The organism is Brevibacillus laterosporus LMG 15441, assembly GCF_000219535.2.
Classification (GTDB): domain Bacteria; phylum Bacillota; class Bacilli; order Brevibacillales; family Brevibacillaceae; genus Brevibacillus_B; species Brevibacillus_B halotolerans.
Window position 1 is genome coordinate 100,079 of the sequence record NZ_CP007806.1, and the last position, 26,776, is coordinate 126,854.

Sequence of the window (26,776 nt, forward strand, 5' to 3'; positions counted from 1 at the left end):
CAGTGGGGGGATCAGCATGAGTGTAGCAGATTGTAAAATCGTAGCGTTTGATATGGATGGAACCTTGTTAAATGGCGAAGCAAAAATTTCCCGAGAAACATGGAAGGCATGCGAAGAATTACAACAGCAAGGGGTAAAGCTTTTGCTATCTACAGGCAGACCGTTTGTATCAGCTCGTATTGCATCAGACTACTACCCTTTTGATGGTTATGTGTGCAGTAATGGGGCCGCTTTGTTTGCAGAGGATGGAACATTATTAAAATATGCTGAATTACCGAAAGAAGTTATTATTTCTCTTGTAGAAATAGGCAGACAAAAAGATCTTTATTATGAGGTTCATGACCAGAACAGCAATCGTTGGATGGTTGATGAAGACAAAGAACGTATTGGACAGATGCTCTTCTCAGAACCGTTCATTACAGAGGGGATTACCTTAGAGCACACAAAGCGTGAATATGCCAATCGTCAATTTTCCTATAATGAATTAGCGAAGTTTATGCCTAAAGATGAGCTTTTACATAACATTGCTTCAGGAGAGTTTGTGATTAGCAAAATGTTCTTTTGGCATAAGGATACGAGTGTGCTGGAATGGCTGCGTGAACAGACGGCAGAGTTTATTGGAAAAGTGAGTTTAACTAGCTCTGGACCGTTTAATATGGAAGTGATTCCACTTGGGTTAAGTAAATGGATCGGCTTACAAACCTTTATGCAGAAATGGAATGTACCTGCAACGGAAATTGCAGCATTCGGGGATGCAATGAATGACTTTGAAATCCTGTCTCATGTGGGGCACCCAGTTGTAATGGAAAATGCCGAGGATGAGGTTAAAAAGCTAGCGAGATATATGGCAAAGCACCACTGTGAAGATGGGGTGGCATGCTTTATTCGTGAATATATGCTCCGGAATCAGTAATCATTTTACAGTTGGCCCACCCCTTGCTAATTGACAAATAGCTGACGGAGACAGTACAATAGCGCCGAAATCGTCTACATCACCTGGCAGGGGGTAAGGGTATGGAAGCTTTAGCTCTACAGAAGAAGGAGCAACGCAATGCCGAATTAAGAGAACGATTGTTTCAGCTAAAAAAAGAACGTAATGCCATTATTTTAGCTCATTTTTACCAACGTCCAGAGATTCAGGAAGTAGCTGATTTTATTGGAGATTCCTTTGGACTAGCACAAAAGGCAAAAGAAACAGAAGCAGACGTGATTTTATTTTGTGGTGTGCATTTTATGGGTGAAAGTGCAAAAATTCTCAATCCCAACAAAACGGTGATCATTCCTGATGAACGAGCTGGTTGCCCAATGGCTGATATGGTTAACGTGGAAGGATTGCGTAAAGTCAAAGCTCAACACCCCAATGCAAAAGTGGTCGCTTACATCAACACCTCGGCTGATGTGAAGGCAGAAACACACATCTGCTGTACATCCTCCAATGCACAAAGGGTTATCGAGTCGGTAGATAGTGACGAGATTATATGGGTTCCTGATAAAAATTTGGGTCACTATGTGTCACAATTCACAAACAAAAAAATGATTATTTGGGAAGGGTACTGTAACACACACGACCAGTTATCTGTGCAGGATATCATGCTGATGAAGGCAGAGCACCCAGAGGCGCTTGTCGTAGTACATCCTGAATGCCGTCCAGAGATTGTTGCATTGGCAGACTATGTAGGCTCCACTACTGGAATACTGAAGTTCTGTAAGGAATCGAACCAAAAAGAATTTATCATTGGAACGGAAGACGGAACAAGATATATGCTGGAAAAAGAGAGTCCAACGAAACAGTTTTATTTTGCCTCTAAATATTTGGTCTGTCCCAATATGAAGGTAAATACATTGAAAAAGTGTGTAGAAGCGTTAGAGACCTTAAAACCGCAAATTTATGTTCCCGAGCATGTGGCAAATGCGGCGCGAGCTTCGTTGGAACGTATGCTGGAGGTAGCACCTGGCTGATCCTAAAGGTAAGATAAATCATAGATGCTGAAAAAAGAAAAGTCTGCGCTAAAGAAGCGTAGACTTTTTTTGTATGATTGGGAAATATTGTTCGATTTACCTTTGATAGTGAGAATAATCTTGTAGAAAGCATTCATTTAGGATCGTAAACGTTTGATTGCTTATGCAGTCGGCATAGGAGTAGGTGTCGGGTCTGCATAGCCTTTGCTAAAGTTTTCGTCAATATATGTACGGATGTCCAACTTAGTTTTACCTTCCTGCATCATTTTTGCAGAAGTAATAGCTATGTCCATACATGCTTTGCAACGAGTGCCGTGATCGTCCCATGTGACAGAGCCGTCTTCCTTCACTTCTTTAATAAAGCAGTTTCCATTGTGTTGATGACCGGCAGACTCTCCACATCCGCAGTAACAGGGAATAGATTGAAGCAGGTCATTATGATCCGCTGCGATACGATAAACAGCTTTAATATTTGGGTCAACCGTATCCAAAAAAGTTGGGAGAGTGGAGATAGAATGGGTTACTTCCTGTAGATCGCCATTAGGTGCGTGTGACGTATGGGGTGCGTCAGGAGTCTGTTCTTGGTTTATAGCCTGAGAAGATAAAGAGGTTTCTACCGAACTGCCATTAGTGCATCCTGTGAGCAATACGATACCAAGGAGTGAGATAGACAATAGTTTTACTATTTTCACGTAAATTCCCCCTTATTTTCCCTTGATTATACCATAATCCATTCTTCAGGCTGTAGATGATACTATTAAATCGTAATGGTTCTTGTTTACAAACTACTCGCATATAAGTATAATGAGAGAGGCAAATAGGAATGATTACGAATTATAATAATATCGTAAGACATAAACAACAAATACAGACAAAAGAAGAAAGCATGGAGGAGGACTATATGTTACGGTTCGTTAAAAAATGGGGAGTTATTTTAGGTGTTGCAAGTATGGCCTTGTTTGCAAGTGGATGTGGCAATACGAATATAGCAGGTTCAGTACAAGAGAGTGGAAAACTTTCTGTGTATACAACTATATATCCATTGTACTATGTAGCAGATCGAATTGGTGGGGAGTATGTTTCCATTAAAAATGTTGTTCCGGCTGGAGTCGAACCACATGATTATGAACCTACTGCTCAGGATATGGTGGCCATTTCTAAGGCTAATGTTCTCATTTATAATGGTGGCGGTTTAGAAGCATGGGTAGAGAAAGCTGTAAAGAGTCTAAATCAAGCTAATTTACTAGCTGTAAATACGACGGAAGGGCTTACTCTTCTAGCTTCAGAGGAACATGATCATCATCATGAGGGTGATAAAGGGCACGAAGGTGAATCGGCAGGACACGTGCACGAGCATGAGCATGATCACGGGGAATTTGATCCCCATGTATGGCTTGATCCTACAATGCTAGAGAAGCAAGCTGCACAGGTGAAGGACGCATTTGTTAAGGCCGATCAGGCACATAAGGAGCAGTTTGAACAAAATTATAAAGCGCTAGTAAATGACTTGAACAAGCTAGACCAGGATTTTAAAACAATGGTAGAACAATCACCTAAAAAGGAAATTTTAGTTTCGCATAAGGCTTTTACTTATCTAGCTGCTCGTTATGGACTGGAGCAGATTGCGATTTCTGGTATTTCTCCTGATGATGAGCCATCGCCTTCTGAGCTAAAGAATCTAGTGGAGAAGGTAAAACAAAAAAATATTAAATATGTTATGTTCGAAACATTGACCTCTCCAAAAGTAGCGGAAGTAATCGCGCGTGAAACAAAAGCACAAACAGCGATACTAAATCCACTAGAGGGCTTGACTACGGAAGAACAGACAGCGGGCAAAGACTATATTTCCATTATGCGTGAAAACCTGGAAGTGTTACGTCAGGCCCTGCGATAAGCTTAAATAAAGATCGCCGCTCCTAGATTGGGGCGGCGGTTTCTTTTAGCAATACAATTATTTGTGTTCATTCGCATGTTCAACTCCTGCATGTATCAGCATACGAACATGATCATCATCCAAAGAATAGTACACCATTTTCCCTACCTTGCGATATTTAGCCAGGCCCATATTCCGTAATAGTCGAAGATGATGCGAAGCGGTCGCCATGCTAATCCCAATTACGGCTGCAACATCACATACACAGAGTTCATCTTCGAGGGAGAGGGCATAAATAATTTTGGAGCGTGTATCATCAGCTAAGGCCTTAAACAAAGGGGCTACTCCGTCTGCCTCTGTTATTCTCGGTTTTAATTGATTTACTTTCTCGACTTCAACGCATTCTATCTCACATACGTCTTTTTCCGTTTGATCTTCATAAGCCAAAGTGATCACCTCTTCCTTTCATTAATTATAGAAAACGAAAAGCTACTTCACAAGGATAGCAGAAAAGAGGCAAAGAGACTTGTGAAAGCCTTGAGTCCCTGCCCATTTCATAGTACCATGATAATATTAAATAAGAATAATTACGATTATGCCACAAAAGTTAGGAAGTTGATTATATGCACAATGCAAAAAAGCATGCAAGTGTTGTTTCTCTGAAATCCGTGTCTTTTCGTTACGAAGATGGAAAAACGGTTCTGGAAGATATAGACTTTTCAATGGAAAAGGGCGATTTTGTAGGTATTGTTGGCCCAAATGGTTCAGGAAAATCAACATTAATGAAATTAATTTTAGGGTTGATTTTACCTACCAAAGGCGAGATTAAGCTTTTTGGAGAGCCTATCCAAAAATTTAAGGATTGGACGAAGATCGGCTATGTTGCTCAGCAGGCAGCTCATGGGGCCAGTGGATTTCCGGCTACTGTACGTGAAGTAGTGGCTTCCGGACTGGTTGGCAAAGTAGGTTTATTTCGCCGCTTGTCTTCTGAACATCATCAGCAGGTCTCCGATGTAATTAAGCGTGTTGGTTTGTCTGCAAAGGAAAACGAGCGTATTAGCAACTTATCTGGTGGTCAGCTACAGCGGGTGTTTATCGCTCGTGCTTTGGTAGCAGAGCCAGAACTCTTGATACTAGATGAACCAACAGTAGGGGTAGATCAGGAATCTATCGAGCAGTTTTATCAGCTCTTACGTTCGCTTAAAGAGGATACGGGAATGACGATGATGATCGTAAGCCATGATGTTGGCGTCATGATTGAGTGGGTAAATAAAGTAGCCTGTCTACAACGTAGGTTACACTTTCATGGCACCGCAGAGGAGTTCGAGCATAAACAGGAGCAAATTTTTCAATCGATGTACGGTGAGAGCGTCAGGCTTTTAACCCATCATCATTAATCTGCCGCTGGGCGGAAGAAGGAAGGACAAAAAGGAATGCTAGCCGATTGGTGGAATTATGAGTTTTTACGATATACCTTGTTTTCAGGACTGCTGATCGGATTGGTTTGCCCGATCCTGGGGACATTTTTAATTGTTCGCCGTTTATCTATGATGGCGGATGGGCTTTCCCATGTGACGCTTTCGGGAGTAGCAGCAGGAATGCTTTTAGCGAAAAAGGTAGCTTTCTTTAGCGTAGTGAATCCCTTATTTTTTGGAATGCTATTTTCTGTGATTGGGTCACTGTTTATCGAGCGATTGCGTAAGGTATATCGTGCGTATCAGGATTTGGCGATACCGATCATTTTATCTACAGGCCTAGGCTTATTTACAGTTTTAGTGAGTATTGCTGATGGGTTTAATCAGGATTTATACTCATACTTGTTTGGGAAGATTGTAACAGTAACCATTGAGGATTTATTAGCCTTAATTGGGGTAGCTGTTGTAGTGATAGGCACAGTTATCCTGTTATACAAAGAATTATTTGCTGTGTCGTTTGATGAAGAATTCGCACGGGTATCAGGTGTGGCTAGACGCAGTATTAATCTATGGTTCATGGTACTAGTAGCTCTAACAATTGCCGCATCCATGCGAATTGTTGGTGTACTATTGATCTCTGCGTTGATTACGATTCCAGTAGCGGCCAGCTTGCAAATTGCTAAGAGCTTTCGACAAGCTATTTTCTACTCGATTTTGTTTGCCGAAATCTCTGTGTTAACAGGCTTGTACTTTGCTTATATGCTTGATTGGGCTTCTGGCGGTACGATTGTATTAGTGGCTGTCTTTATTTTAATGATTGTGTTGGGCTTCAAACGTTTACGAGCAATCTTACGTTGAAGTAAAGGAGGAGATTGCAGTTGAATTTGGAACAAGCGCTCCAGTTGTTAAAAGATAAAGGATATAAATACACAGGTAAGCGTGAAGAGATGCTGCGTATTTGTGCTGAGGAAAAGCGATATTTGTCCGCACGAGATATCATGGGACGGATGAAGGATAATTATCCAAGCTTGAGCTTTGATACGGTATACCGGAATATTTCTACCTTCGTTAAATTGGGCATTTTAGAAGAGACCGAACTAGATGGCGAAGGAAAGTTCAGGCTCTCATGCTCTACACATGGACATCATCATCATGTCATTTGTACAGTATGCGGTAAGACAAAATCATTGCCGAACTGTCCGATGAACGTTATTCCTGAGATTTCCGAGGAATTTGTCGTAACCGGCCATAAGTTCGAAGTATATGGAACCTGTAAAGACTGTAATGAACATATAGCTATGTAAAAGATATGAGATAAAAAGCACCCGGTAAGGTGCTTTTTTATTTTGTTATTTGCCGAAAGAAGCGATTCAAAAGCCCATTCATGAGTTTATATGACAAAGAAACGTCAATGGCTCGATATGTAACGGAAGTAACAAAGGCACGTCCCAATAAAAAATACCTGTTCTATTTGAGGAAAATAAAATGTAAACCTTTTGTAACTACTTAGCATTTTTTGGGGTGTATGATTAAAACAACAAGAAGACAACAGCTCAAAAAACAAATCACATTTATTCACTCAATTGATGGAGGTAATGATATATGAAAACATTAGTAAAAGTAGTAACAAGCGTAGCGCTTTGCGGTGGAGTATTTGCAGGAGTTGGAGCAGTAGCTAATGTACCAGTGTTTGCATTGGATACCCAAAAAGCACTGCAAGCCTTTGAAGAAGGAGCGCTTTTCTCACTGAAGGATTTGCAAGTAAAGCCAAACAGCTATGTACTTGATTACACACAAGCTGATCTTACTGGTGATGGTGTAGCGGACGGAGTAACCTTGATCGGTACAAAAGAAAAGAAAGATGATATTTTCGTAAGTAATATCATGGTTGTTATGCAAGATGGAAAAACAATGAAATTCACACAGGTACCAGTTGGAAAACAAAATAGCGGATATGAGCCAAAGCTAACAGTGGGCGATTTTAATAAAGATGGTGCGCAGGACGTATTAGTAGAAACGGGAGATGGCGGAAGCGGCGGAACGTCTACATATAGCTTGGTATCCTTTAAAGATGGCAAAGGTGCCGCAATGGTTGACCAAGAGAAGCTGAACGCTGGTGTTGACTTCGACATTCAGTTCACAGAAGGCTTTAAAGCAGAAATTACAAACAAAGCTACAAAAGAAAAAACAACGGTAGATATCAGTGAAAATAAAGATAATTATATCAAAAACGGAATTTATGATGCTAAAGGCAAGCTATTGAAAGCAGTTAAGGGCGCTCAAGACGGATTTGGCTCCTTAGAAGTAGAGGAACAAGCAGACGGTGGACTTGCATTGGTTGGAACACAACACATTTGGGGCAGCTACCACGCTGACAGCATCGCTATTGCAACAAGCACATGGAAAATTGATAACGGCCAATTGAAGCTAGAAAAAACAGAAGTAACAGCATTTGACCATGATAATTTCTCCATTGCTCCGAACTATGCACCGGGCGACAAATTTACAGAAGCAGCTCTTTCTACAAAAGAAAATAACTATGTCATTGATTCTAAATATGCTGATGTAAATGGTGACGGTGTGCGTGACGAAGTGATTTTGATCGGTCATAAGGAAGAAGGGGAAAAGGATTTCTTCGCTAATGAGCTAACAGTGGCTGTAAAAGATGGTAAAACCAAAAAACTCACTATGGGTACAGTAGGAAAAGAAAAAGCTGGCTTTGAAGCTATGCTACATATTGGTGCATTTAAATCCGATAAACAGAAGGATATCCTGGTAAGTGCCCCAACAGGTGGCAGCGGTGGCCTATCTACCTTTAGCGTGTTGACTTTCTCTGATAACAAGATTGTTCCATTAGTTGATCAGGAGCTGTTAAATAAAGGTGTAGAATACGATGTCGTTTTTAAAGATGGCTTTAAAGTAGAGGTTTCTAGCAAAGCTACTGGCAAAAAGGAAACCATTGATGTAAGTAAGAACAAAAAAGAGTATGTAGAAACTAAGGTTTATGATAATAATGGAAAACTTTTGCAGGAGACAACTGGTTGGGCTGATGGGCTTTCTGTGTTGACCCCGGTTGATGTGGACAAAAATGGTGTGCTAGAGCTTCAAGCTGTACAAAGTATCTCCGGAGCATACCATGCTGACCGTTTAGGTGTAGCAAAAACAACATGGACATTGAAAAATGGCAAGCTTGAGCTTACAAATGAAGCACTAGAATTAAATAAATAACATGCTGATTGTAAAGATGGTACTGGTATATAAACTGTAATGAAGAGCCCCTGTTATAAGTAAAGCTGATGATGAGTTTTGGTGTTGAAAAGTAAATAGATTGGACAAGAGAAGCGGCAGGAGCCTTTGGGCTTTTGCCGCTTTTCCGTATGCTCTCACCTGTATCTGCGTAAAGATTTTTCCCCAATGATTATCAGCTTCTGCTCATAAGAGGCATTTGCTATAATGATGAGGAAAAAAGTAGAGAATCACAGGAGATGGTGATGTGTGATGTTCCCGAGACATGTACTGAACTACCAGACTGATCATTTACCAAACATGTATACCGATGTGATTGTAGTTGGTTGTGGAATTGCAGGCTTATATACAGCGTTAGAAGCAAGCAAAAAAGCAAAGGTAATACTAATCAGTAAAAAGGGCTTGCAGGATAGCAATACTCGCTGGGCTCAAGGGGGCATCGCAGCGGTTACCGCCCAAAATGATTCTCCCGCATTACATCGTCAAGATACCATGCTGGCAGGCGCCGGAATTTGTACCTATGAAGCAGTAGATGTATTGGTGCATGAAGGGCCCAAGCGATTACAGGAGTTAATAACCTACGGGACTCAATTTGATAAAGATAGTAATGGTGAATATGAATTAACACGCGAAGGCGCTCATAGTCAGCGGCGTATTCTGCATGCACAAGGAGATGCTACTGGTGCCGAAATCGTCCGAGCTTTAGCGAAAAAGGTGGCAGAAACAACGAACATTACCTTACTAGAGGAGCATTTCGCTATCGACATTCTTACGCATCAAGGAGAATGTGTGGGAGTGCTAGCTCTTAAACCATGCGGGGAGCTGTTTGCCATACAATCGCACGCTACTATTCTGGCAACAGGCGGTGCTGGTCAGCTATATCGCTACACCACCAATCCGGACATTGCGACAGCAGACGGCATAGCGATGGCTTATCGGGCTGGTGCAGAGGTAAAAGATATGGAATTCATTCAATTTCATCCTACGGCTCTGTGCTATCCAGATGCCCCGCGTTTTTTAATTTCCGAGGCTGTCCGCGGAGAAGGTGCTTATTTGCGCAATGTGCTGGGTGAGCGTTTTATGTACAAGTATCATCCTCAGCAGGAATTAGCTCCGAGAGACATCGTGGCACGAGCCATTGTATCGGAAATGGAGACAACGAAATCTACCTTTGTGTATCTTGATATTACACATGAGTCTGAAGAGCTGATTAAACATCGCTTTCCGACAATCTATGATTTCTGTTTGAGTTATGGGCTGGATATGGTAGCTGATTGGATACCGGTAGCACCTGCTTGCCATTATATGATGGGCGGCGTAAAGACTGATTTATATGGCGAAACGAATGTACCGAGATTATTTGCGTGTGGAGAAGTCTCTTGCACGGGAGTACATGGGGCTAACCGCTTAGCTAGTAATTCATTATCCGAAGCAATTGTGTTTGGACATCGCATCGTAGAACGTTTACAAACGCTACCGCCTGTGATGTCAGCCATCTCGCTTAGTGAATCATCTCTACGCACTACCGGCAGAGTAGGGAATTGGAAAAAGATGCGGCTACAGCTACAAAAGATTATGCTGCGCCAAGTAGGGGTAAAGCGTGAGGAGCAGGGTCTGCGAGCAGCTTTGCAGGAACTTGAGAGCATGCAAACAATTCTATCGACTCATACAGTCAAACCTGAGGCCTTGGAACTGAAAAATCTGCTGACAACAGCCATCCTTACCACTAGAGCGGCCTTAGCTCGAACAGAAAGCCGCGGTGGCCATTATCGCGTTGATTATCCTGAGCAAAATGAAGAGAGATGGCTTAAGCATATTACGCAAGGTATCCATTCAGGGCTACAAGAGGAGAGTGAAATCCGTTTATGCTATGGAATAAACGCGAATTACAACGAAAAATAGAGGAATGGCTATTCGAAGATGTTGGTCATGGAGATATCACAACTATGGCCACGATTCCAGCAGATGAGAAAGGTACGGGAATCTTGTATGCGAAAAAATCAGGTCTGATCGCGGGCTTAGATATTGCTGAGCAGGTCTTTCATACCGTGGATCATGAGCTTAGTTTTCAACGCTTCGTAACAGAAGGCAGTCAGGTGCAAAAAGGGGACGTAATAGCTGAAGTTACCGGCTCGGTACAGGCTATTTTAACCGGTGAGCGCTTAGCCCTTAATTTATTGCAGCGTCTCTCAGGGATTGCGACACGTACCCAATTATTTGTGAAGGAGATTTCGCATACACAGGCGAGGATAGTAGATACACGTAAAACAACTCCGGGATTGCGATTATTAGAAAAATACGCAGTGCGTGTAGGTGGCGGACATAACCACCGGTTTGCTCTTTACGATGCAGTGATGATCAAAGACAATCATAGTAAAGGTGCAGGTGGCATAAAGGAAGCGGTAAGGAAAGCGCGTGAAGCCATTCCCCACACAATGAAAATAGAAGTAGAAGCTGAATCACTCATGCAGGTACAGGAAGCGTTGGAAGCAGGAGCAGATATTATCATGCTGGATAATATGTCCTGCGATCTGATGAGAGAAGCGGTCCAAATCATTTCTGGAAAGGCAATCATTGAAGCATCTGGTGGAGTTACATTGGAGACGGTAAGAGCTATTGCTGAGACTGGTGTCGATGTGATTTCAGTGGGCGGACTTACGCATTCCGTTGCTGCCTTAGATATTAGCTTAGATTTAAATCAACGGAAAAGATAGTCAGTGTTAGCCGACAAGATAGAGAAAAGAGGAACTACCCATGCTACTCGTAATGGATATAGGCAATACGAATATTGTGCTCGGGATGTATCAGGGAGATCGATTAGTGTACCATTGGCGTATTGCAAGTGATCGCAATAAGACTGAGGACGAGTACGGCATGCTCGTGCTCAATTTATTTCAAAACGCAAAGCTTACGCTCGAAGCTGTAACGGGAATTATCATTTCTTCGGTCGTCCCGCCTTTAAATAAAGCGGTAGAGAGTATGTGTGAAAAATATTTTTCCAAGAAGCCGCTATTGATTGGGCCAGGCATCAAAACTGGGCTAAATATAAAAGCAGAATATCCAAGAGAGGTGGGAGCAGATCGAATTGTCAACGCGGTTGCAGCGATTCATGAATATGGCGCTCCTTTATTGATTGTTGACTTCGGTACGGCTACGACTTTTTGCTATGTAGATGAAAAGAAACAATACTTAGGGGGTGCAATCGCGCCGGGTATCGGGATTTCGACCGAGGCGCTCTTTACCCGTGCCGCAAAGCTGCCGCGTATTGAGATTGCCCAGCCTGCGACTGTGATTGGCAGAAATACCATTGCTTCCATGCAGTCCGGTATTTTTTATGGTTTTATTGGTCAAGTTGAGGGTATTGTGAGCAGAATGAAGCAGGAGTGTAACAGCAAGCCAACGGTGGTTGCAACAGGGGGACTTGCCCCACTCATTGCGAAAGAGACTGATTGTATTGACGTGGTTGATCAGCATTTGACGTTGAAGGGTTTACGGTTGATTTATGAGCGAAATGTGTAAGATTATGCTCGAAAGCCATGGGATTTGCTCCTATGGCTTTTTTGTTAACACGTCGTTTTACCTAGAGGAATCGATTTAACAGGTAGGGAGTCATAAATGATTGTATAGAAAAACTACACCTCCAATGTTAGATGTGTGTCTAACCATTAAGGTGTAGTTTACAGGAAGACAGAGCAGTTCCGTTTTATGAGTCCAAAGGGCAGAGATAAACCCCTTCAACATTACAAATTTTTTCTAGAAATTCCCTATTAGATTGGTCTGTTAAATAGGTAGGGCAAGCAAAGTCACCAGGCCATATAATGAGATTTAAATCTACAAAGTAAAGGCAAGTTGAAATATAATCACGAAGGTTTAATTTAAGGAGGAATTCAAGATCCTTCAATTCAGATACTTCCATGATTGATTCAAAGAGCTTCTCTTGGAGCTCTTTCAGTTTGTTCTGATCAATATCTTCGGGGAATATGGTATCATATGAAATGCTACTTTCCACGAAAGTGCGAGAACAAGTCCATAAATTTCTAAAAACATTTAGAAATTTGCGTTCAAGCTCTAAATAGTCTTGCTGCTCCTTAATTTTCTTGCTCTTTTTATAAAAAATCTCTGCTTGATTATATTTATCCCAATTTTGAATTAATGTAGGAAATCGATTGATTCTATACATTTTATTCGTATATTGCTTATCAAACGCATCCCATTTATCAACAAATAGAATATCCGTATCCCAATGTTCAGGTTCATCACAACCCTTTTTTAGATAATCCATGTCGATGGCATAATGTGAAATATAGTCCTGGAACGTTACAAAACTCTTATTTTCCAACAAATTTCCCCTCTTTCGTCAAAGAAGAAATTCTCTCTCCTGTTCTATCATTCAATTTCCATACATCTCCTTTATGTCCTACTTTATCGCCTCCAGTTCCTCAAATGCAATCGTTTCAAAATCTTCAGTTACTATTACCTGTTTAGCTTCTATAACTTGATTAGGTGATGCAAAGGTTCCCGTAACACCACTGGTTAACATGACAGCAACAATAAGAGAAGAAATAATTTTTTTATAGAAAAACACCCTTTTGGAAATATTATGAAACTAACTTTTATTAGAATATAATTATTTAGCAAATATTAAAAGTTAATGTAAGTGAACTTTTTGTGTAAATTTGGAAGAAAATATAGTGTTATTAAACATCTGGCGTAAAAAATGGTTGGATCATCAAAGATTGATTGTAGATGCTCCTTTAAGCACTCTATATTTCTTTAGGAAAAAACCATATGAACTTCCTACTATTAGACATAGAAAAGGTAGGAATGAAAGAATGTTTTAACACCATGGGGATTTCTTCATGGCTTTTTTTGTCCCATAAAGCGTTAGTACACTTCTTTTACCAGATAGATATGGAAAAAGGGGGAGGGCATTCCATGGGAGGCTATCGGTTTAGCTATATTCGTCTGCTAGTTATTACGCTGTTGGCCATTGCATGTGGTTATCTAACCTATCAGACAGTACGGCCTGAGCTGTTTTATTACATCAAGGTAAAGGAGCAGAGCGAGCTAGAAATAGGGACCCCTCTGTCCCTTGATCATGTTGAAAAGGGAGTATTAGAAATGGGCAATCGTTTTTTTAGTAGTTCGGGTGAGGTACCCGGTTTTATTCCTTGGGAAGAGGTCAGTCATGTAATTGGAATACCAGTGATCCGACACGTAAAGGCGGGTGTCCCATTACTAAAGGCTGATATTTCAACAAGCACGGAAGAAAACCAGCTACAAGGTAACCACCCTAATCAAACGGCGATGACAATACCAGTTGATAACATCAGTGGTGTATCAGCACAGCTACAGGAGAGAGATCGTGTTCATATATATGCTTCTTTTAAGGATGAGGAGGGGGCACATACTGGACTTTTGCTGAAGGCAATGCCGGTAGTCGAGGTACAGCGTGGTTTAGACGGGGAGGGGGCAATTCTAAAAGCAGTGACGATTTCCTTAACGCTTCATGAAGGGAGGTTACTCACCCATGCCCTCCACTATGGCAAGCTACATCTAGGAAAAGCAGGGTATGGCAAAGACTTAATATCAGGAATTGGAGACGCTCATTTTGCTAAAGCATTGATGAAAGGTAATAAAAGCTGGACAGATATAGAAGGAGAAGGAGGAAGCTAGAATGCAGGATCGGCCTAAAAGATTGTTGCTTGTCGATGAGGATGAGAAATGCACAAGTGATTTAGTAGAACAACTAAAAGAGAGTCAGTATGTGAAGGTATGCGGAGTGGTAAGTGACTTTAAAGAGATTTTCCATACCTTACAAGCAATGCAACCAGATATAGTATTGGTTGGTTTTTTTCGTGAAACAGATTTAAGTCTTTTATGTCATCGAATTCGCTTTTACTTTCCAACTATTACCTGTATAGCTGCTTGCGATTTACAAACGATGCAGTGGGAAGCCTTAATAAGGAATCTCGGTGTATTTGTATTACAAAAACCAATTTCCCCCTTAATGATTGAAATGGTTGTAAAGCAAGATACAACTCAAGGAAAATTACCCTCTACGACTCTACAATCGTTGGATACTATCAACCGCCAATTTGCGCAAGCCCCTGTAGTACCATCTCTTCATCTATCGGATGACGGTCAGTCTGTAGGACATCGCCAGCATTTGATCACTGTTTATGGACCAAAAGGAGGAGTAGGTAAAACATTTATATCGCGGGAATTAGCAATCTATTACTCGCGTCACCCCTTAGAAGGAGAAAAGAATAGAGTGCTTGCTATTGATTTTAATTTAGATTTGGGTACGTTTGCTACGTCATTAAATTTACCGCGTACCCCGAATCTGTTCACATGGGTTCAAGAAATACAAGACAGATTAATTCAAATAGTTCAAAGAGACGGACGAGATCCTGATTTTATTAGTCATGAGGAATGGCAGGAGTATGCCGCTTCGATGGCTCTTTATCCAGAGGAGATTGAGCGTTACATTGCGATACATCCTGAATCAGGGCTGCATGTTCTTACTTCCCCAAGAGATATACGGCAAAGCTTTCATATTAAGGATTACCACTTATACATCATTCTCGAAACCATTAAACGAAGTGCATACAATGTTGTTTTAATTGATACGGCGCCAGATACTACGGATGCAACCATTCAGGCATTATTTTTCGCTGAACGAGTGGTAATGGTAGGGAGTCCTGTGGTAGATGCAATTGAAAATATTCACAGAGTCTTAAAGCTACTGCGTGAAGCTGAGTATCCCGAACAAAAAATTCAAATCTGTATGAATCGGCTGCAAAAGCGAGAGATGTTTACTTTAGAAGAGATGAAAGCATACTTCCAGCTACACCCCAGTCAGACGCTACTAACCATTCCTGATGATGACGAGGTGAAAAGATCAATTAATACAGGAGTCCCACTGATGCTCACCACATCTAGGTCCCAGACTAAGCTGGCTATCGAAAAATTGGGACAGGTACTCATTCCTCATACCGAAAAAGAAGGACAAATCTATGGTGATTCTACAAATAAAACGAAGAAGGCAAGTTTCTTTAAATGGTTTAGTAAAGGGGGCTGGGGACGATGAGTTTTTCACGCCAAAAACTATTAGGAACAGAAAGACAGAAGCGGCTAGATATATCTGAATTAAAGAGGCAGGCTCATGATTTTTCAAACCTCCGCAGGAAAGTAGATCATGTTGTTCAGGAAAGTGCCAGTAAATATGTAGAAAGGGAATGGTTTTTATCCCAGGAAGAGGAGGCACATGTAAAGGGACAAATTGTTGAAGCCTTTGGAAAACGATTATGGGAAGAAAAAAGCTCACCTGCCTTGATAGAGGAAGTGAAGGAGGAATTGCGACGATTGGTTGAACGGCAAGCCCCACTGCCAACCCATCAATTGGAACTTGAGGTACACCGGATTTTGCACGAATTAATTGGCTGGGGGCATCTGGATGAATTGCTGGAAGACCAAGATATTACAGAGATCATCGTACAAAAATTTAGTGATGTAGTAGTGGAACGAAAAAGTACCGGTAGGCTGGAACGTCTGACGGAGAAGTATTTCTTTGATGAGGAGCAGTTGTTGCGTTTGATAGAGCAGATTGCGGCAACTATGGGACGAGAGTTTAACGAATCCAAAGCTGATTTGCATACTCAACTTCCCGATGGATCAAGGGTTACCGCTACGCATCGATCAATTTCACCAGATGGTCATATGCTCACAATTCGGAAGCATCGTGACCTTCTATCTCAAACGGATTACTTGCGGTATGGTTCCATCTGTAAACCGATGTTGTCATTTTTGAAATATGCCGTGGGGGTAGCGAGAGCCTCTGGAATTGTGAGTGGAGGTACAGGTTCAGGGAAAACCCACCTATTAAATCTTATCTCTCAATTTATCTCTCCACAAATTAGTGTTATTACGATTGAAGATGTCTTGGAATTAAAGCTACAGCATCCGTTTGTTCGTAGATTCTTAACGAAGCCAACTAATCATGAGGGGAGAGGTGGATTTTCCATACGTGATTGCGTTAGGCTTTCTCTACGGAAGCGCCCAGATGTCATCATTGTAGGAGAGACTCGTGGAGGAGAGATTGTCGACATTATTTGGGCTATGAATACAGACCATCCAGGTAGCTGGAGCACCGCCCATGCCAATTCTCCACGTGCTTTGGTTGACTCCACTTTGCCAATTTTGTTTGGAAAGGCAGAAGAATCCTACAGTTCCTTAGAGAGAAACCTGATGATTGGTTCAGCTCTTAACTTAATTGTACAAGTTAAACGTTTTGAAGAGGATGGTAGCAGGAAGGTTGTCTCCATTACAGAGGTGATCGGTACTGGTGAGTCAGACGAGGACAAAATTAGAAGGATGCTATCCGTCAAGCAGGTGATATCGAATCGAGTATACCTTCAAGATATTTACGTCTATGAGCCACTAGGTGTAAAAAAAGGCAAGGTTGTTGGTCAATATAGGTGGACGGGATATAGACCAGAGGGTCTGATAAAGTGTTGGAAAGCAAAGGGAATAAGTGAAGAGGAAATAGACGCGATGTTTTTTAGGGAGCCTATTAAGCTGTAACAAGGGAGGGTGAGCTAATGTTAGTTGAGTGGATCGCCCGTTGTGTGGCTGTACTTTCAGGTGGACTTATCCTGAGCATTTTGATACCCGCTGATTTTTTGAAACGAAAAGCCGAAAATAGCTCCACGCATATGATAATCTCAGAAATGCATCGAAATCGGAAAAGCTGGAACATGCGAATGGAGGATAAGCTCAAACAGGCCCGTCTAGATATCGGAATTCAAAGATATGTATTCTTCTGTTTTGTTACGGGCTTATTTTTTTATGCGCTCACTTTATATGTTTTAGACTCTTGGTGGCTTGCCTTACCCTTTTGGTTTATTGGAATTTTAGTTGTTCATCGTTGGCTGGCAGCTTGGCGAAATAAAAAAAGAGAGCGCTTTGAAGAGGAGAACCAGAAGGCACTTCGGATTATTTCCAGCTCTATTCGTGCGAATCCCTCTTATGTTCATGCTTTTGAACAAGTGGCTACTAGTAAATTTATTGATAAAAGTATTGCACAAGAGTATGGAACGGTTGTTGAAAAATTGCGTGGGCAGCTGTTACTAGAGGATGCAATGAAATGGTTGTATGTAAAAACAGGATCACCAGATATTCAATATCTAGCGACAATTATACAGGTTCAGCGGGAATTAGGCGGTGATATGGCTCAAACGTTAGATATTGCTGTTTCTTCTTTGATTCGTAGGAAGCAAGTAAGAAGAAGACAGGTATCCGCTTTGTCCCAAATTTTATCGCAGGTTAATTTACTCAGTGCGATGCCTTTCTTTTTTGTAGGTATTTTATATGTGAACAATCCTAATCATTTTGCTCCATTAACAGAGAGCTTGAGTGGTCGTTATGCCATGCTAGGGAGCTTTTTATTAATTATAGCTGGGGGAGAGATTATTCGTTATTTAGCCCTGTCAGTAGGAAGACATGATGGATAGGGAGGTAAGGCAATGGCTCTTTTAGCAAGTGTATGGATTGGCATTTTAATAATGATGGTAGCCTTTCCTTTTTTTCATGTAGTTTATAAAGGAGAGAAACTAAGCTTATTTACAAGATTTTTTTCAGAAGAACCAGAAGAAAAGCGAGAGATAGGACTGTTTTCAAGAGGTCAACGTATCATATTGTGGATGACAGCGCCTAAACGCTTCGATGACTTGGCCAGAAGATTAGGATTTGATTTGTTTCGCGTAAAAAAACAGCTTCAGCGTTTGCGTTGGAAAACAAAAGTAGAGGAATGGTTCATTTTAAAAGCCCTAGGCGCATTATTTTTAGGGTGTGCAGTGATTCTTCTAGGCTACCAGTACCTGCGAGATGGAGAGATAGACATTTTTCATAAAATCGGACTAATCCTCTCCCTTCTGTTATATTTTTCTCCTAACCTTATTATCGATTGGTATGACAAACGTGCTCAAAGGGAGATAGAGGTGCAAATCCCTATCTTTTTTAGCATTGTATTGGCACTTGTGGAAGTGGGTATGCCCGTTCATGTGGCAATGAGTAGGGCTGCAAGTAGATATCCTAAACGACTTGGACAAGAAATAGCTCGTTTAGAACTAGAGCAAAAGAGGTATGGTAATTGGCGAAAAGCTTTAGAGGAACTGGCTCTGTGTTGGGAGTTGGCCTCTTTTTTATCAATTGTAACTGATATACAAGAGGCTTTGACTAAAGGAACTAATATTTCTCATTTATTGCGAATGCATATTGAGGAGCAATTACGAAAGGAAGAAGACCAAATGACAGATGAGGTAAATCGAATGAGTGTAAGGCTGTTACCCCTAGTAGTATTGTTTATGGGGGTCCCTCTGATGTTTTTAGTGCTTGGGCCATCTCTTATTGGGATAAAAAATCAGCTTTAATAGTAAAAATTTATTTGCGACTGGTCTCTATCTTTTGTGAAAGTAAGATTATAAGAGGGAGGCTGGAAAATATGAATTATATTACGCATTATGCTAGACGATTTTGGAAAGAGGAGGATGCTGTGACGATCGTAGAGATGGTTATTATTGTAGCAGTAATATTAATTTTTTTAATCCCCACATTGGTTGAGCTACGTACAGCCGAAGATCAGAAACTAAAAGAACTGCAGGAAAAAATAAGCAAATGAGTCTTGTACTGATTTCAGTGTTGGCTATAGCGGCCTATTACGATGTACGATACCGGAGGGTCCCTAATTGGCTTGTCGGTCTAACGTTATGTATAGCCTGTCTACAAAGAGGAGCGATTGGTGAAATGTGGCAGATGGTAATAGGAGTAGGAATGGGGTTTTTGCTAACATTGTTACCTGTACTAGTAAAGGGTATGGGAATGGGTGATCAAAAATTGCTCATGCTGGTAGGCAGTTATACAACTCCAGTTGCTATCTATTGGATTTTTTGTTGTTCGTTAGTAGTGAGTATTTGCATGCTTTTGGTTTTTCCTTCACGTTTTACCTTAATTCATTATCATTTGAAGAGCAGCGCTGGGATGTGGTTTGCTCATCGTAGGATTTGGTTGCCTGAGGTAAGAAAATCGGCTTTAGCTCTCCCATATGCGTTAAGTCTTTTAATAGCGTACATGATTTATTATGTGAAGCATTATGTTGAATAGATATAGAAGCTTTGGATATGTAAGAAATCAGCGAGGGAGTCAAATTGTCGAGTATGTGTTTGTTTTTCCTCTTCTCTGGTTTTTATTTATTTATGGGTGTGATCAATTTAGTATTATGTATCAAAAACAGAAGGCTTTAGCTGCATCATATGAGGCAGGAAGATTTGCATGTGTACAACCTAACTATGGATTAGCCGTCTATATGGCGAATAAGTTCGCTGAAAAGGAGTTAGAACAGGCTCTTTATTTTGAACATAAACAGATTGAATTGATAGTCAAGGGTGGATGGTCACAAGGAAATCATGTAGAGGCAAGAGTAAGCATTACATTTCCGCTTTTAGGATCAGGAAAGTCCCATACTGTGGAAGAATCATATTCAATGATGATTGAAAATGGAAGAAATCGAGGCTGATGTATATGACTAGTATGTCTTTAAGAAGAATCATAGAGGAAGAGCGAGGGAGTATTTTACCTACCTCGCTCTTTTTTCTTATCTGTCTTTGCTTATTGTTATCTATGGTGTTGTTTATGCAACAGGTAGATGTAACACAAATGCGAATGCAACACACGGCGGATATTATCGTTAAAGGAGCAAGAACAGCAGGGCAATGGATCGAAGTGGATTCGGAAACTAAAAGGGAACGAGCTTTATTAATAACTACAACAGAGGAAGCTAAGAGAAAAAAGGCGAGTATTATTCGAGGGGCTAGAGAAGAAGCGGACATTCTGTATCGCTTAAATAAACCAGGGCTGGATCAAATAGCTGGAGATATTAGCATCACTCATCAAAAAGGTGAGAAAGCCTCATTATATACTCAGGGAATCTATCATTTAGCTATTGAACTAAAAAAGAAGATTTATATGCTATTTGAGGAACGAGAACTCCTTTTTCGAAGAACATCTCAGGCTGGAATAAGAAAAATAGCAAAATAGAATAATTTGATAAAAATAGGATAATTTTGATATTTTTGTCCTAATTTAACGTGCTAATTTTAGGGAAACCGACTGGAAGTAAGGAGTGTATCGGCATGCCCTCATTAATTATCACGAAATATAAGAAAATATTAGCTGGAACACAAAAACGTTTTTCACCTTATGAGTTTGAAGATATCCAGTTTCGAAAGAAAAAAATTCAGCTCATTATTCGGTATGCAGTTGAGCAAGTAATGAAATGGACGCCTGAGCAAGCTAAAACTCAGCTTGCTTTACAAGATATTAAAAAGCTAAAGCTACACTTAATTACTGAATTCATTCAACCTCCGATCGAAGCGAAAGCGACAGATGTGTACTATATTATCGACTATGCTTATCCTTACTTACCTAAATTATCAGAAAAAGATAAGGCGCTCTGGGTGTACCAAGAAGTTCTTAATGGTAGCCGCAGGCATTTCCCAATGCATTATTTTCAGAGCGTATTAGGCGAGAAACGAGCTAAAATTTGTTTTATCTATATGTGCGAAGAGCTTTTAAAGATTACCAGCATCCTTGAACTTCCGAAGGTTTTTGGAAAAACGGAGCAAGCCTATCAAATTCTACGTACATACAAGCTAAAAATTTTGGTGGATACTTTATATTTTTCTCCTTTTGATCTCATTACTGAGATATACCCTGAATTAGCTGATCCAAAATTCTGGGGAGAGGAGGGTTATTTTCAATAAATTAGAGCAAAGGTCAGAAATATTTGCGAATACCCTCTGTCTTTTTATACCGTAAAGATAGTTTCATAAGCTTATAAGCGTATGAAACGGCCGTTAATCTGTTGGTGAGAAGGAGGGTTGCTATGGCAACGGGAATTGCTCACACGACGCAAGCTTTGACGTTGGAAGCGATCATTGGTCTTCAGGTTCTTTATCAGAAACACAGACCAGGGGCATTTCTCTCAATAGAGGGAATGCCAAAAGGTACCTTTCCAATTGAGTCAGTACACCAGTTTGGAAAGCGCATGGTCATCAATGACGGGTTAATCATGATGGAGAGTGCTCCAACCGTCATAATCCGCAATGGAAGAATCGTATTTCTATTGCCGACGGGGGAAGAACTGTATCTTATGATTCAGTGATTGTCCTACTACCGCCTCTTCTTATAGCAGTAAGAGGCGGTAGCAAATTCTTAGTTTTTATGACGCGTCTCTTATAATCACACAAAATATAGCCGAAATATTTTAACTATTATAGGAGGTTTAATGACTATGTTAGCCAGTGATTCTATGGAGCTAGTGGAACGTTGTTACGAGCAAGTCTGCAGCTTATTGGGGAAGGAGGATTTAAAAAATAAATTTATTGATTATGTATTCGTTGATTATCAGGAAGAGGTGGTAGCCGAGTATGATGCAGATTTTTTCTATCAGCACTTGCAAAAGTTACAGTTAATTCGTTGCCGAAAAGACTTTGATCAGGCTGTAGAGGCCTGGTATGAGAAGAAAAGGCTAGGTAACAACAGAAGTACGGGCTTTCACTCCATTTTATTTTCTATTGTACGTAAAACGATAGGGATGTATAAGATAAGAAACAGACAGGAATTAATCAAGTATGTAACTCATGTGCTTACCAATTCAAACGGCTATATGAAGCAATGGCGTTCGAAAGGGAAAAGAACTAAAGTGATGTATTTTCATTATTTATATAAAATAGGAATCCGTAATGGTAAAGATATTGAAGCACTAGTTGATTCATGGCTTATTGAAAATCCTCAAGCTTTTGATGAATATCAACAAGCTTATTATCAAAGACCAATTAGACGAGGCAGGCCCAATAACGTTCAACTAAGTAGACTCATCGATCAAATTAAACAAATGAAGCCAGCTCTAAATAGGAAAGAAAGAGAGCGTATTCGTAAGATTTTTTATTACTATCGCAATCACCTAGAGATTAATGGAATGGTATCGAAATTCCTTAATTATATAGAAGCTAAAGATCGGAAAAATCAGTGTGACAAGAAGGAGAATAATCAATTAGCAAATAATTTATTAAGTCAAACTAGAGAAAACGAAACGATTTCTCGAAATATTTAGAGAGTTAGAACGAGAAATTCCACTACGTCAGCTTGAATCAAAGTCGTGGCTTCTCCATGAAAAAGAAAATGAATACATACTCCTTGGTAAAAGCAATTGAAGTAACATTAGAAGTAATTGTTATTATTAGTATATCCTTCAGCAGGCTATAGTTTCATCTCGTATCTAACAGGTAGTAAACCTCGAAAAGGAGAGCTACTTTTCTCTACGAATGAATCGATAAAAAGAAAATAAAAAAATAGAAAGTTGAGATGTTATCTACTCTCTATCCTTCTTTTTCAATAACCACACGTATTCCCCACCAGCAGTTTAGAAGCTTTAAGTTGGGTCAAAGTAAGGTGGTGCAATCCTCTAAACTGAAGATAAAAATTAAGATAGCTGAGCTAATAAACAAAGGCTAATGAAAAGGCATTAAGAAAGTAAAAATGACTTTGCCTGATTCCTATCCCAGGCAAAGTCATAACAAACCAAACATTGTTCTAGTTTAAAATCCCTATTTACCATGGTTTATTCAAGTGCTTATGTTTCCCAGCTCTCAGATTGCTTGTGTATGACATTTATATGATCTACTAATGGGTCAGTATTTTTATTTGTTACAGGAGATATGACCACTTGAAGCTGGAACTCACTATTTAACGGGTACGTGAAGATCTGTTCTTTGTTTCTGTTAAAGTATCCTTTTAATTTTTCACCTAAGGCTGTTTTGACCTCCGATAGATGTATGTCTTGTAAGCGAAGATCAAAGCTTCGGATTTCGATCAGTAGACCTTTAGAATCATATCCGACAACAGTGCCGTGCTTACGATAGATTGCATAGGTAGTTTTATAGGGGGTGTCCGTTTTGTCAGCTTTACCCCAGCGTTGCTCTATTTGCTCTTTAGTGGTTCGCCCCACTACAAAGTCTTCTACTAGCAATCCCTTAGAAGCTGATTCATTTATTCTTTGTAAGAAATCAATATTATCTCCCAGCATGAGGTTTTTCCGGCCGTCTGGATAGACGACACTTACATGTTCGATTTGCGGAGATACATCATGATCCCTAGCAGATGGTTCAGTTGTGTTCGAACTATTGTTGAGGCTGATTGGAGTAAAATAAAATACTAATTGATAGTCTCCGCCAGCAGGATAGCTGTATTTCAGTTGATCCGTGTACTGTTGCACAAATTGGGGCTTCCCAAGAACCTGTTCCACTTGTTCTTTATTTAGAGCGGTCAGCCGAGAGTCGGTTGAAATAATTTCTACTAGCACTTCCCCTTTATTGTAAGCAAACGCTAATGACTTCTCAGGGTAATTAGCAGTAGGCAGACCAAATCGTACCTGATCCTGCCCTTTTGATTCACCCCACACTTTTTTTATGTCGTCCGCTAGGGATGTTTTTACAGCAATATCTGCATTTATTACTTTGCCGCTTCTGGCTCGCTCCATTACATTTTCTAAAAGCTTGTTTTGAGCCGGAGTCACTGTTTGGGTATTTTTTTCCACACCTGTCTTGCTATCGTGTAAAGAATTGAGTGGATCAGTATTGCGTAAATCAGTATTACGTGACTCCTTATAATCACTTATAGTTGCAGATACTAGACTTTTGTTTGAATTGATTGGCTGCTCCTTTTGCACCCATGCATTTCCTAACCAGAAGGTAGCTAGAACTAATGAACTGCACACAATTCCTTTACTGATCCAAGTAAAATAAACAGAGAGATCAGTTCTGTGTACCTCTTTTTTCTCTTCTCTTAGTAAATGAGCCAGCATGTGTTGTTTGCTTGTAGCATCCAGCTTATGATCTGGGAGTGTTTGCAGATGCTTTAATGTTTGATTCGATTGCTCATCTAGGTTTGAAAATTTATTAGATGACACGATTGATCACCCCATCTACATCAGTTTCTTTGCCTAAGCTTTTTTGTAATGTTTTTAAAGCACGATGCAAGGTTGTATTTACTTTGCTTTCGCTCCATTGTAGAATTTCCGCGGTTTCACTAGGGGATAACCCCTTTATGCCGCGTAAAATCACAACCTCCCGATAGGAAGGCTTTAATCGCTGTACAGAGGCATAGAGCAATTGATTTTCTTCCTGTTTACCTACAATCTCTTCAGGTGTTCCATCAGGTGACTTGATTTGTTTTAACCAGGTATCTGGTAGCCAACTCAAGTAGCGTTTCTTCCGTTCATGATCAATTGCTGTATTGCGTGCAATTGAAAAAAGCCAGGTTTTAGGTTGGGCTCTTCCTTCATATTTTTCATATCCTCTAATAGCTTTCATGAAAACTTCCTGCACCAAATCTTCTACATCGCGGTTACGCGTATAGTAAACTAAAAACTTATATATATCGTCACTATAACGAACAAACCACTCCTCAATGTGTTCGCGCCTAGTCAATTTGTGTGACACCTCTTTTAAAAGAATTACCCTCAGATAGTTCTAGATGTAAAATCAGTTGAATGTTCGACATAACAAACCAAAACAGCCAAAAGCCCAAAAGCCCAAAAGCCCAAAAGCCCATCCTCAACTTACTTGCATTACCTGAACCCTCGAAAATACTGGGTATGTAAATAGACGAGAGGATCAAAGCTTGCTTACACTTTTTTCGCTCATTTCATTTATTTTCTTATAAGTAGGCAACAAATGGGCATCCAGATATTACATATAGGAAAAAATGCAACTTTTTTGGGGGTTGAGGAGTCAATATTAGTAGCGAGTTAATTCAAAAAGTTTTTAACTTAGAGGGTTGGTACAAGGTAAAAATGGTGTACACTGATTAACAGAGGATCAGTTGGCATAAAAAATACACTAGTACGATGCCGCTGTACTAATGATTCGCTACAAAACATTTTCCGGTAAGTAGTAATGTGAACGTTATCTCCTACGTACGATAAACTTACAGCCAGTGCGTATGTATATCATGAAAGGTATAGCATAATTAAGGAATTAATAACTAGATGTAAAAAGTTCTAGTTCTTTCAAAAATTTTGTTCACCTTTTTCCTGATATTCTGTTAACATAAGGATTATACAATATGTTTTAATGTGTCAACAGGAGATAACTGAATATTTCTATTTCCGATGAAGTGAGGGTTGCACATGACCACTATGAGTCACACCTCTTTCCAAGATTGTGCCCGGCGTTGGCGTGAAGTCGAGAACGAATTATCAATTGTTGTTCCTAAATCTTTACGGTCAGATACTTCCGCGTTATTGTTTTTGGAGGGCGTAGCAGCAACACCTATGTTGGATAAAGATGAAGAAATGCAATATTTGATTCAGTATCAGCGTGATGGTGATTTAGAAGCTCGCGAGATTCTAGTACGTGCTTATCTTCGTTATGTCGTAAACACTGCACTTCGTCATTTAAAAAAGGGAATGCCGTTCCTTGATCTGATTCAAGAAGGAACAATTGGGTTATTTACCGCAATAGAAAAATTTGATATTACAAGAGGCGTCCGTTTATATCACTATTCGCATTGGTGGATTTCACAAGCCATCACACGTGCTATCAGTGACAAAGGCCGTCTTATTCGCATACCTGTACACATGCATGAGCAAATACGCCTCTATCAAAAGAAAGTAATGCAATTGGCTCATTTGCTAAACCGCAATCCTGAACGACATGAGATTGCAACCTATTTAAATATTCCCATGGAAAAAATGGATACCATCGAGTATGCTCTTCGTATTAAAATGGAGTCAATCGATGAGCAACCTGTTGAGCTCTACATGGAAGATGACGAAGAATTGCTAAGCTACGCTGAAATTGTTGATGACAAAGAAAGCTCATTAGATGACTGGATTGAACGAGTTGATCTAAGGGACCAGGTCTTTGATGCTTTATCTGTCTTAAGTCCACGTTCGCAAGAAATCATTGCGATGCGCTTTGGACTGTATGATGATCAGGTTTATACGTTAGAGGAAGTAGGCAAGATGTTTGGTCTTACTCGCGAGCGTATACGTCAAATTGAAGCGACTACGATTGAGCGATTGCGCAAACAGAAATGTTCACGCAACTTGATGGAGTACCTTTCCTAAGGTATGTCAAAAAAACATAATTCATTCATTGTCCCCATAATTGGAGGTCAAAGGAGCTACATGCTAAGAAGCATGATCATGCTCCTTTTTATT

At 40.3% G+C, this 26,776-nt stretch carries 28 protein-coding genes; 23 read left to right on the forward strand and 5 right to left on the reverse strand.

Features of this window, described 5'->3' with window-relative positions; all coding sequences use genetic code 11:
- Positions 1–16 precede the first annotated feature (16 nt).
- Positions 17–913 carry a Cof-type HAD-IIB family hydrolase gene (locus BRLA_RS00480; RefSeq protein ID WP_003333883.1) on the forward strand — a complete coding sequence of 299 codons (897 nt, stop codon included), beginning with the start codon at positions 17–19 and terminating at the stop codon, positions 911–913.
- A 101-nt stretch (positions 914–1,014) separates the two neighbouring features.
- On the forward strand, positions 1,015–1,959 hold the full coding sequence (nadA, locus tag BRLA_RS00485) for a quinolinate synthase NadA (protein ID WP_003333882.1): 945 nt from the start codon (positions 1,015–1,017) through the stop codon (positions 1,957–1,959).
- A 161-nt stretch (positions 1,960–2,120) separates the two neighbouring features.
- Here the strand turns inward: nadA and BRLA_RS00490 are convergent, their stop codons facing one another.
- Positions 2,121–2,651 (reverse strand): PCYCGC motif-containing (lipo)protein, encoded by a 531-nt coding sequence (locus tag BRLA_RS00490; protein ID WP_003333881.1) that lies wholly within the window; start codon positions 2,649–2,651, stop codon positions 2,121–2,123.
- Positions 2,652–2,860: 209 nt separating this feature from the next.
- Here BRLA_RS00490 and BRLA_RS00495 point away from each other — a divergent pair, with 209 nt between their 5' ends.
- Complete coding sequence (locus BRLA_RS00495) at positions 2,861–3,853, forward strand: metal ABC transporter substrate-binding protein (RefSeq protein ID WP_022586588.1); 993 nt, start codon at positions 2,861–2,863, stop codon at positions 3,851–3,853.
- 57 nt (positions 3,854–3,910) lie between these two features.
- Here the strand turns inward: BRLA_RS00495 and BRLA_RS00500 are convergent, their stop codons facing one another.
- Positions 3,911–4,279: an ArsR/SmtB family transcription factor gene (locus BRLA_RS00500; protein ID WP_003333879.1), complete on the reverse strand. Its 369-nt coding sequence runs from the start codon at positions 4,277–4,279 to the stop codon at positions 3,911–3,913.
- Positions 4,280–4,455: 176 nt separating this feature from the next.
- Between BRLA_RS00500 and BRLA_RS00505 the strand changes: the two genes are divergently transcribed.
- The 7 genes from BRLA_RS00505 (at position 4,456) to BRLA_RS00535 (ending at position 12,012) form a co-directional block, all read left to right on the forward strand.
- Positions 4,456–5,229: a metal ABC transporter ATP-binding protein gene (locus tag BRLA_RS00505; protein WP_003333878.1), complete on the forward strand. Its 774-nt coding sequence runs from the start codon at positions 4,456–4,458 to the stop codon at positions 5,227–5,229.
- A 36-nt stretch (positions 5,230–5,265) separates the two neighbouring features.
- Positions 5,266–6,105: a metal ABC transporter permease gene (locus tag BRLA_RS00510; protein WP_003333877.1), complete on the forward strand. Its 840-nt coding sequence runs from the start codon at positions 5,266–5,268 to the stop codon at positions 6,103–6,105.
- Positions 6,106–6,125: 20 nt separating this feature from the next.
- The gene (locus tag BRLA_RS00515) at positions 6,126–6,551 is read left to right on the forward strand and encodes a Fur family transcriptional regulator (protein WP_003333876.1); all 426 of its coding nucleotides are present in this window, start codon (positions 6,126–6,128) and stop codon (positions 6,549–6,551) included.
- 298 nt (positions 6,552–6,849) lie between these two features.
- Positions 6,850–8,475, forward strand: a complete 1,626-nt coding sequence (locus BRLA_RS00520) for a hypothetical protein (RefSeq protein WP_003333874.1) — start codon at positions 6,850–6,852, stop codon at positions 8,473–8,475.
- Positions 8,476–8,745: 270 nt separating this feature from the next.
- On the forward strand, positions 8,746–10,395 hold the full coding sequence (nadB, locus tag BRLA_RS00525; RefSeq protein ID WP_003333873.1) for an L-aspartate oxidase: 1,650 nt from the start codon (positions 8,746–8,748) through the stop codon (positions 10,393–10,395).
- Positions 10,359–11,207, forward strand: coding sequence for a carboxylating nicotinate-nucleotide diphosphorylase (gene nadC / locus BRLA_RS00530; protein WP_003333872.1), 849 nt, complete (start codon positions 10,359–10,361; stop codon positions 11,205–11,207). The genes nadB and nadC overlap by 37 nt, the downstream gene beginning before the upstream one ends.
- A 40-nt stretch (positions 11,208–11,247) precedes the next feature.
- Positions 11,248–12,012: a type III pantothenate kinase gene (locus tag BRLA_RS00535; RefSeq protein ID WP_003333871.1), complete on the forward strand. Its 765-nt coding sequence runs from the start codon at positions 11,248–11,250 to the stop codon at positions 12,010–12,012.
- Positions 12,013–12,196: 184 nt separating this feature from the next.
- On the opposite strand, the gene BRLA_RS00540 is transcribed toward BRLA_RS00535, so the two are convergent.
- Positions 12,197–12,832, reverse strand: coding sequence for a hypothetical protein (locus BRLA_RS00540; protein ID WP_041751880.1), 636 nt, complete (start codon positions 12,830–12,832; stop codon positions 12,197–12,199).
- A 596-nt stretch (positions 12,833–13,428) separates the two neighbouring features.
- On the opposite strand from BRLA_RS00540, the gene BRLA_RS00545 reads away from it, so the two are divergent.
- From BRLA_RS00545 to BRLA_RS00600, 12 genes are all read left to right on the forward strand, one after another.
- The gene (locus BRLA_RS00545) at positions 13,429–14,169 is read left to right on the forward strand and encodes a CpaB family protein (protein ID WP_041752449.1); all 741 of its coding nucleotides are present in this window, start codon (positions 13,429–13,431) and stop codon (positions 14,167–14,169) included.
- Between the two features lies 1 nt (position 14,170).
- Positions 14,171–15,586 (forward strand): CpaE/TadZ family protein, encoded by a 1,416-nt coding sequence (locus tag BRLA_RS00550; protein WP_003333867.1) that lies wholly within the window; start codon positions 14,171–14,173, stop codon positions 15,584–15,586.
- Positions 15,583–17,079, forward strand: a complete 1,497-nt coding sequence (locus tag BRLA_RS00555) for a TadA family conjugal transfer-associated ATPase (RefSeq protein ID WP_003333866.1) — start codon at positions 15,583–15,585, stop codon at positions 17,077–17,079. The genes BRLA_RS00550 and BRLA_RS00555 overlap by 4 nt, the downstream gene beginning before the upstream one ends.
- Before the next feature lie 17 nt (positions 17,080–17,096).
- Positions 17,097–18,008: a type II secretion system F family protein gene (locus tag BRLA_RS00560; protein ID WP_003333865.1), complete on the forward strand. Its 912-nt coding sequence runs from the start codon at positions 17,097–17,099 to the stop codon at positions 18,006–18,008.
- 12 nt (positions 18,009–18,020) lie between these two features.
- Positions 18,021–18,926 (forward strand): type II secretion system F family protein, encoded by a 906-nt coding sequence (locus BRLA_RS00565; RefSeq protein ID WP_003333864.1) that lies wholly within the window; start codon positions 18,021–18,023, stop codon positions 18,924–18,926.
- A 71-nt stretch (positions 18,927–18,997) separates the two neighbouring features.
- A complete protein-coding gene (locus tag BRLA_RS00570; RefSeq protein WP_003333862.1) occupies positions 18,998–19,174 on the forward strand; it encodes a Flp family type IVb pilin in 177 nt (58 codons plus the stop codon).
- Entirely contained in the window at positions 19,171–19,656 is a 486-nt protein-coding gene (locus BRLA_RS00575) for an A24 family peptidase (RefSeq protein ID WP_081870790.1), read from the forward strand. The genes BRLA_RS00570 and BRLA_RS00575 overlap by 4 nt, the downstream gene beginning before the upstream one ends.
- The gene (locus tag BRLA_RS00580; protein WP_081870791.1) at positions 19,646–20,068 is read left to right on the forward strand and encodes a TadE/TadG family type IV pilus assembly protein; all 423 of its coding nucleotides are present in this window, start codon (positions 19,646–19,648) and stop codon (positions 20,066–20,068) included. The genes BRLA_RS00575 and BRLA_RS00580 overlap by 11 nt, the downstream gene beginning before the upstream one ends.
- A gap of 5 nt (positions 20,069–20,073) precedes the next feature.
- Entirely contained in the window at positions 20,074–20,589 is a 516-nt protein-coding gene (locus BRLA_RS00585; RefSeq protein ID WP_003333859.1) for a hypothetical protein, read from the forward strand.
- A 95-nt stretch (positions 20,590–20,684) separates the two neighbouring features.
- The gene (locus tag BRLA_RS00590; protein ID WP_003333858.1) at positions 20,685–21,314 is read left to right on the forward strand and encodes a DUF4046 domain-containing protein; all 630 of its coding nucleotides are present in this window, start codon (positions 20,685–20,687) and stop codon (positions 21,312–21,314) included.
- Between the two features lie 122 nt (positions 21,315–21,436).
- The gene (locus tag BRLA_RS00595; RefSeq protein ID WP_003333857.1) at positions 21,437–21,715 is read left to right on the forward strand and encodes a hypothetical protein; all 279 of its coding nucleotides are present in this window, start codon (positions 21,437–21,439) and stop codon (positions 21,713–21,715) included.
- 129 nt (positions 21,716–21,844) lie between these two features.
- Complete coding sequence (locus tag BRLA_RS00600; protein ID WP_003333856.1) at positions 21,845–22,666, forward strand: hypothetical protein; 822 nt, start codon at positions 21,845–21,847, stop codon at positions 22,664–22,666.
- 519 nt (positions 22,667–23,185) lie between these two features.
- On the opposite strand, the gene BRLA_RS00605 is transcribed toward BRLA_RS00600, so the two are convergent.
- Positions 23,186–24,520 (reverse strand): YjgB family protein, encoded by a 1,335-nt coding sequence (locus tag BRLA_RS00605; RefSeq protein ID WP_003333854.1) that lies wholly within the window; start codon positions 24,518–24,520, stop codon positions 23,186–23,188.
- The gene (locus tag BRLA_RS00610; protein WP_003333853.1) at positions 24,510–25,040 is read right to left on the reverse strand and encodes an RNA polymerase sigma factor; all 531 of its coding nucleotides are present in this window, start codon (positions 25,038–25,040) and stop codon (positions 24,510–24,512) included. Before BRLA_RS00610 ends, BRLA_RS00605 begins: the two co-directional genes overlap by 11 nt.
- Before the next feature lie 701 nt (positions 25,041–25,741).
- Between BRLA_RS00610 and BRLA_RS00615 the strand changes: the two genes are divergently transcribed.
- Positions 25,742–26,683, forward strand: a complete 942-nt coding sequence (locus BRLA_RS00615) for a sigma-70 family RNA polymerase sigma factor (protein WP_003333852.1) — start codon at positions 25,742–25,744, stop codon at positions 26,681–26,683.
- Positions 26,684–26,776: the final 93 nt, after the last annotated feature.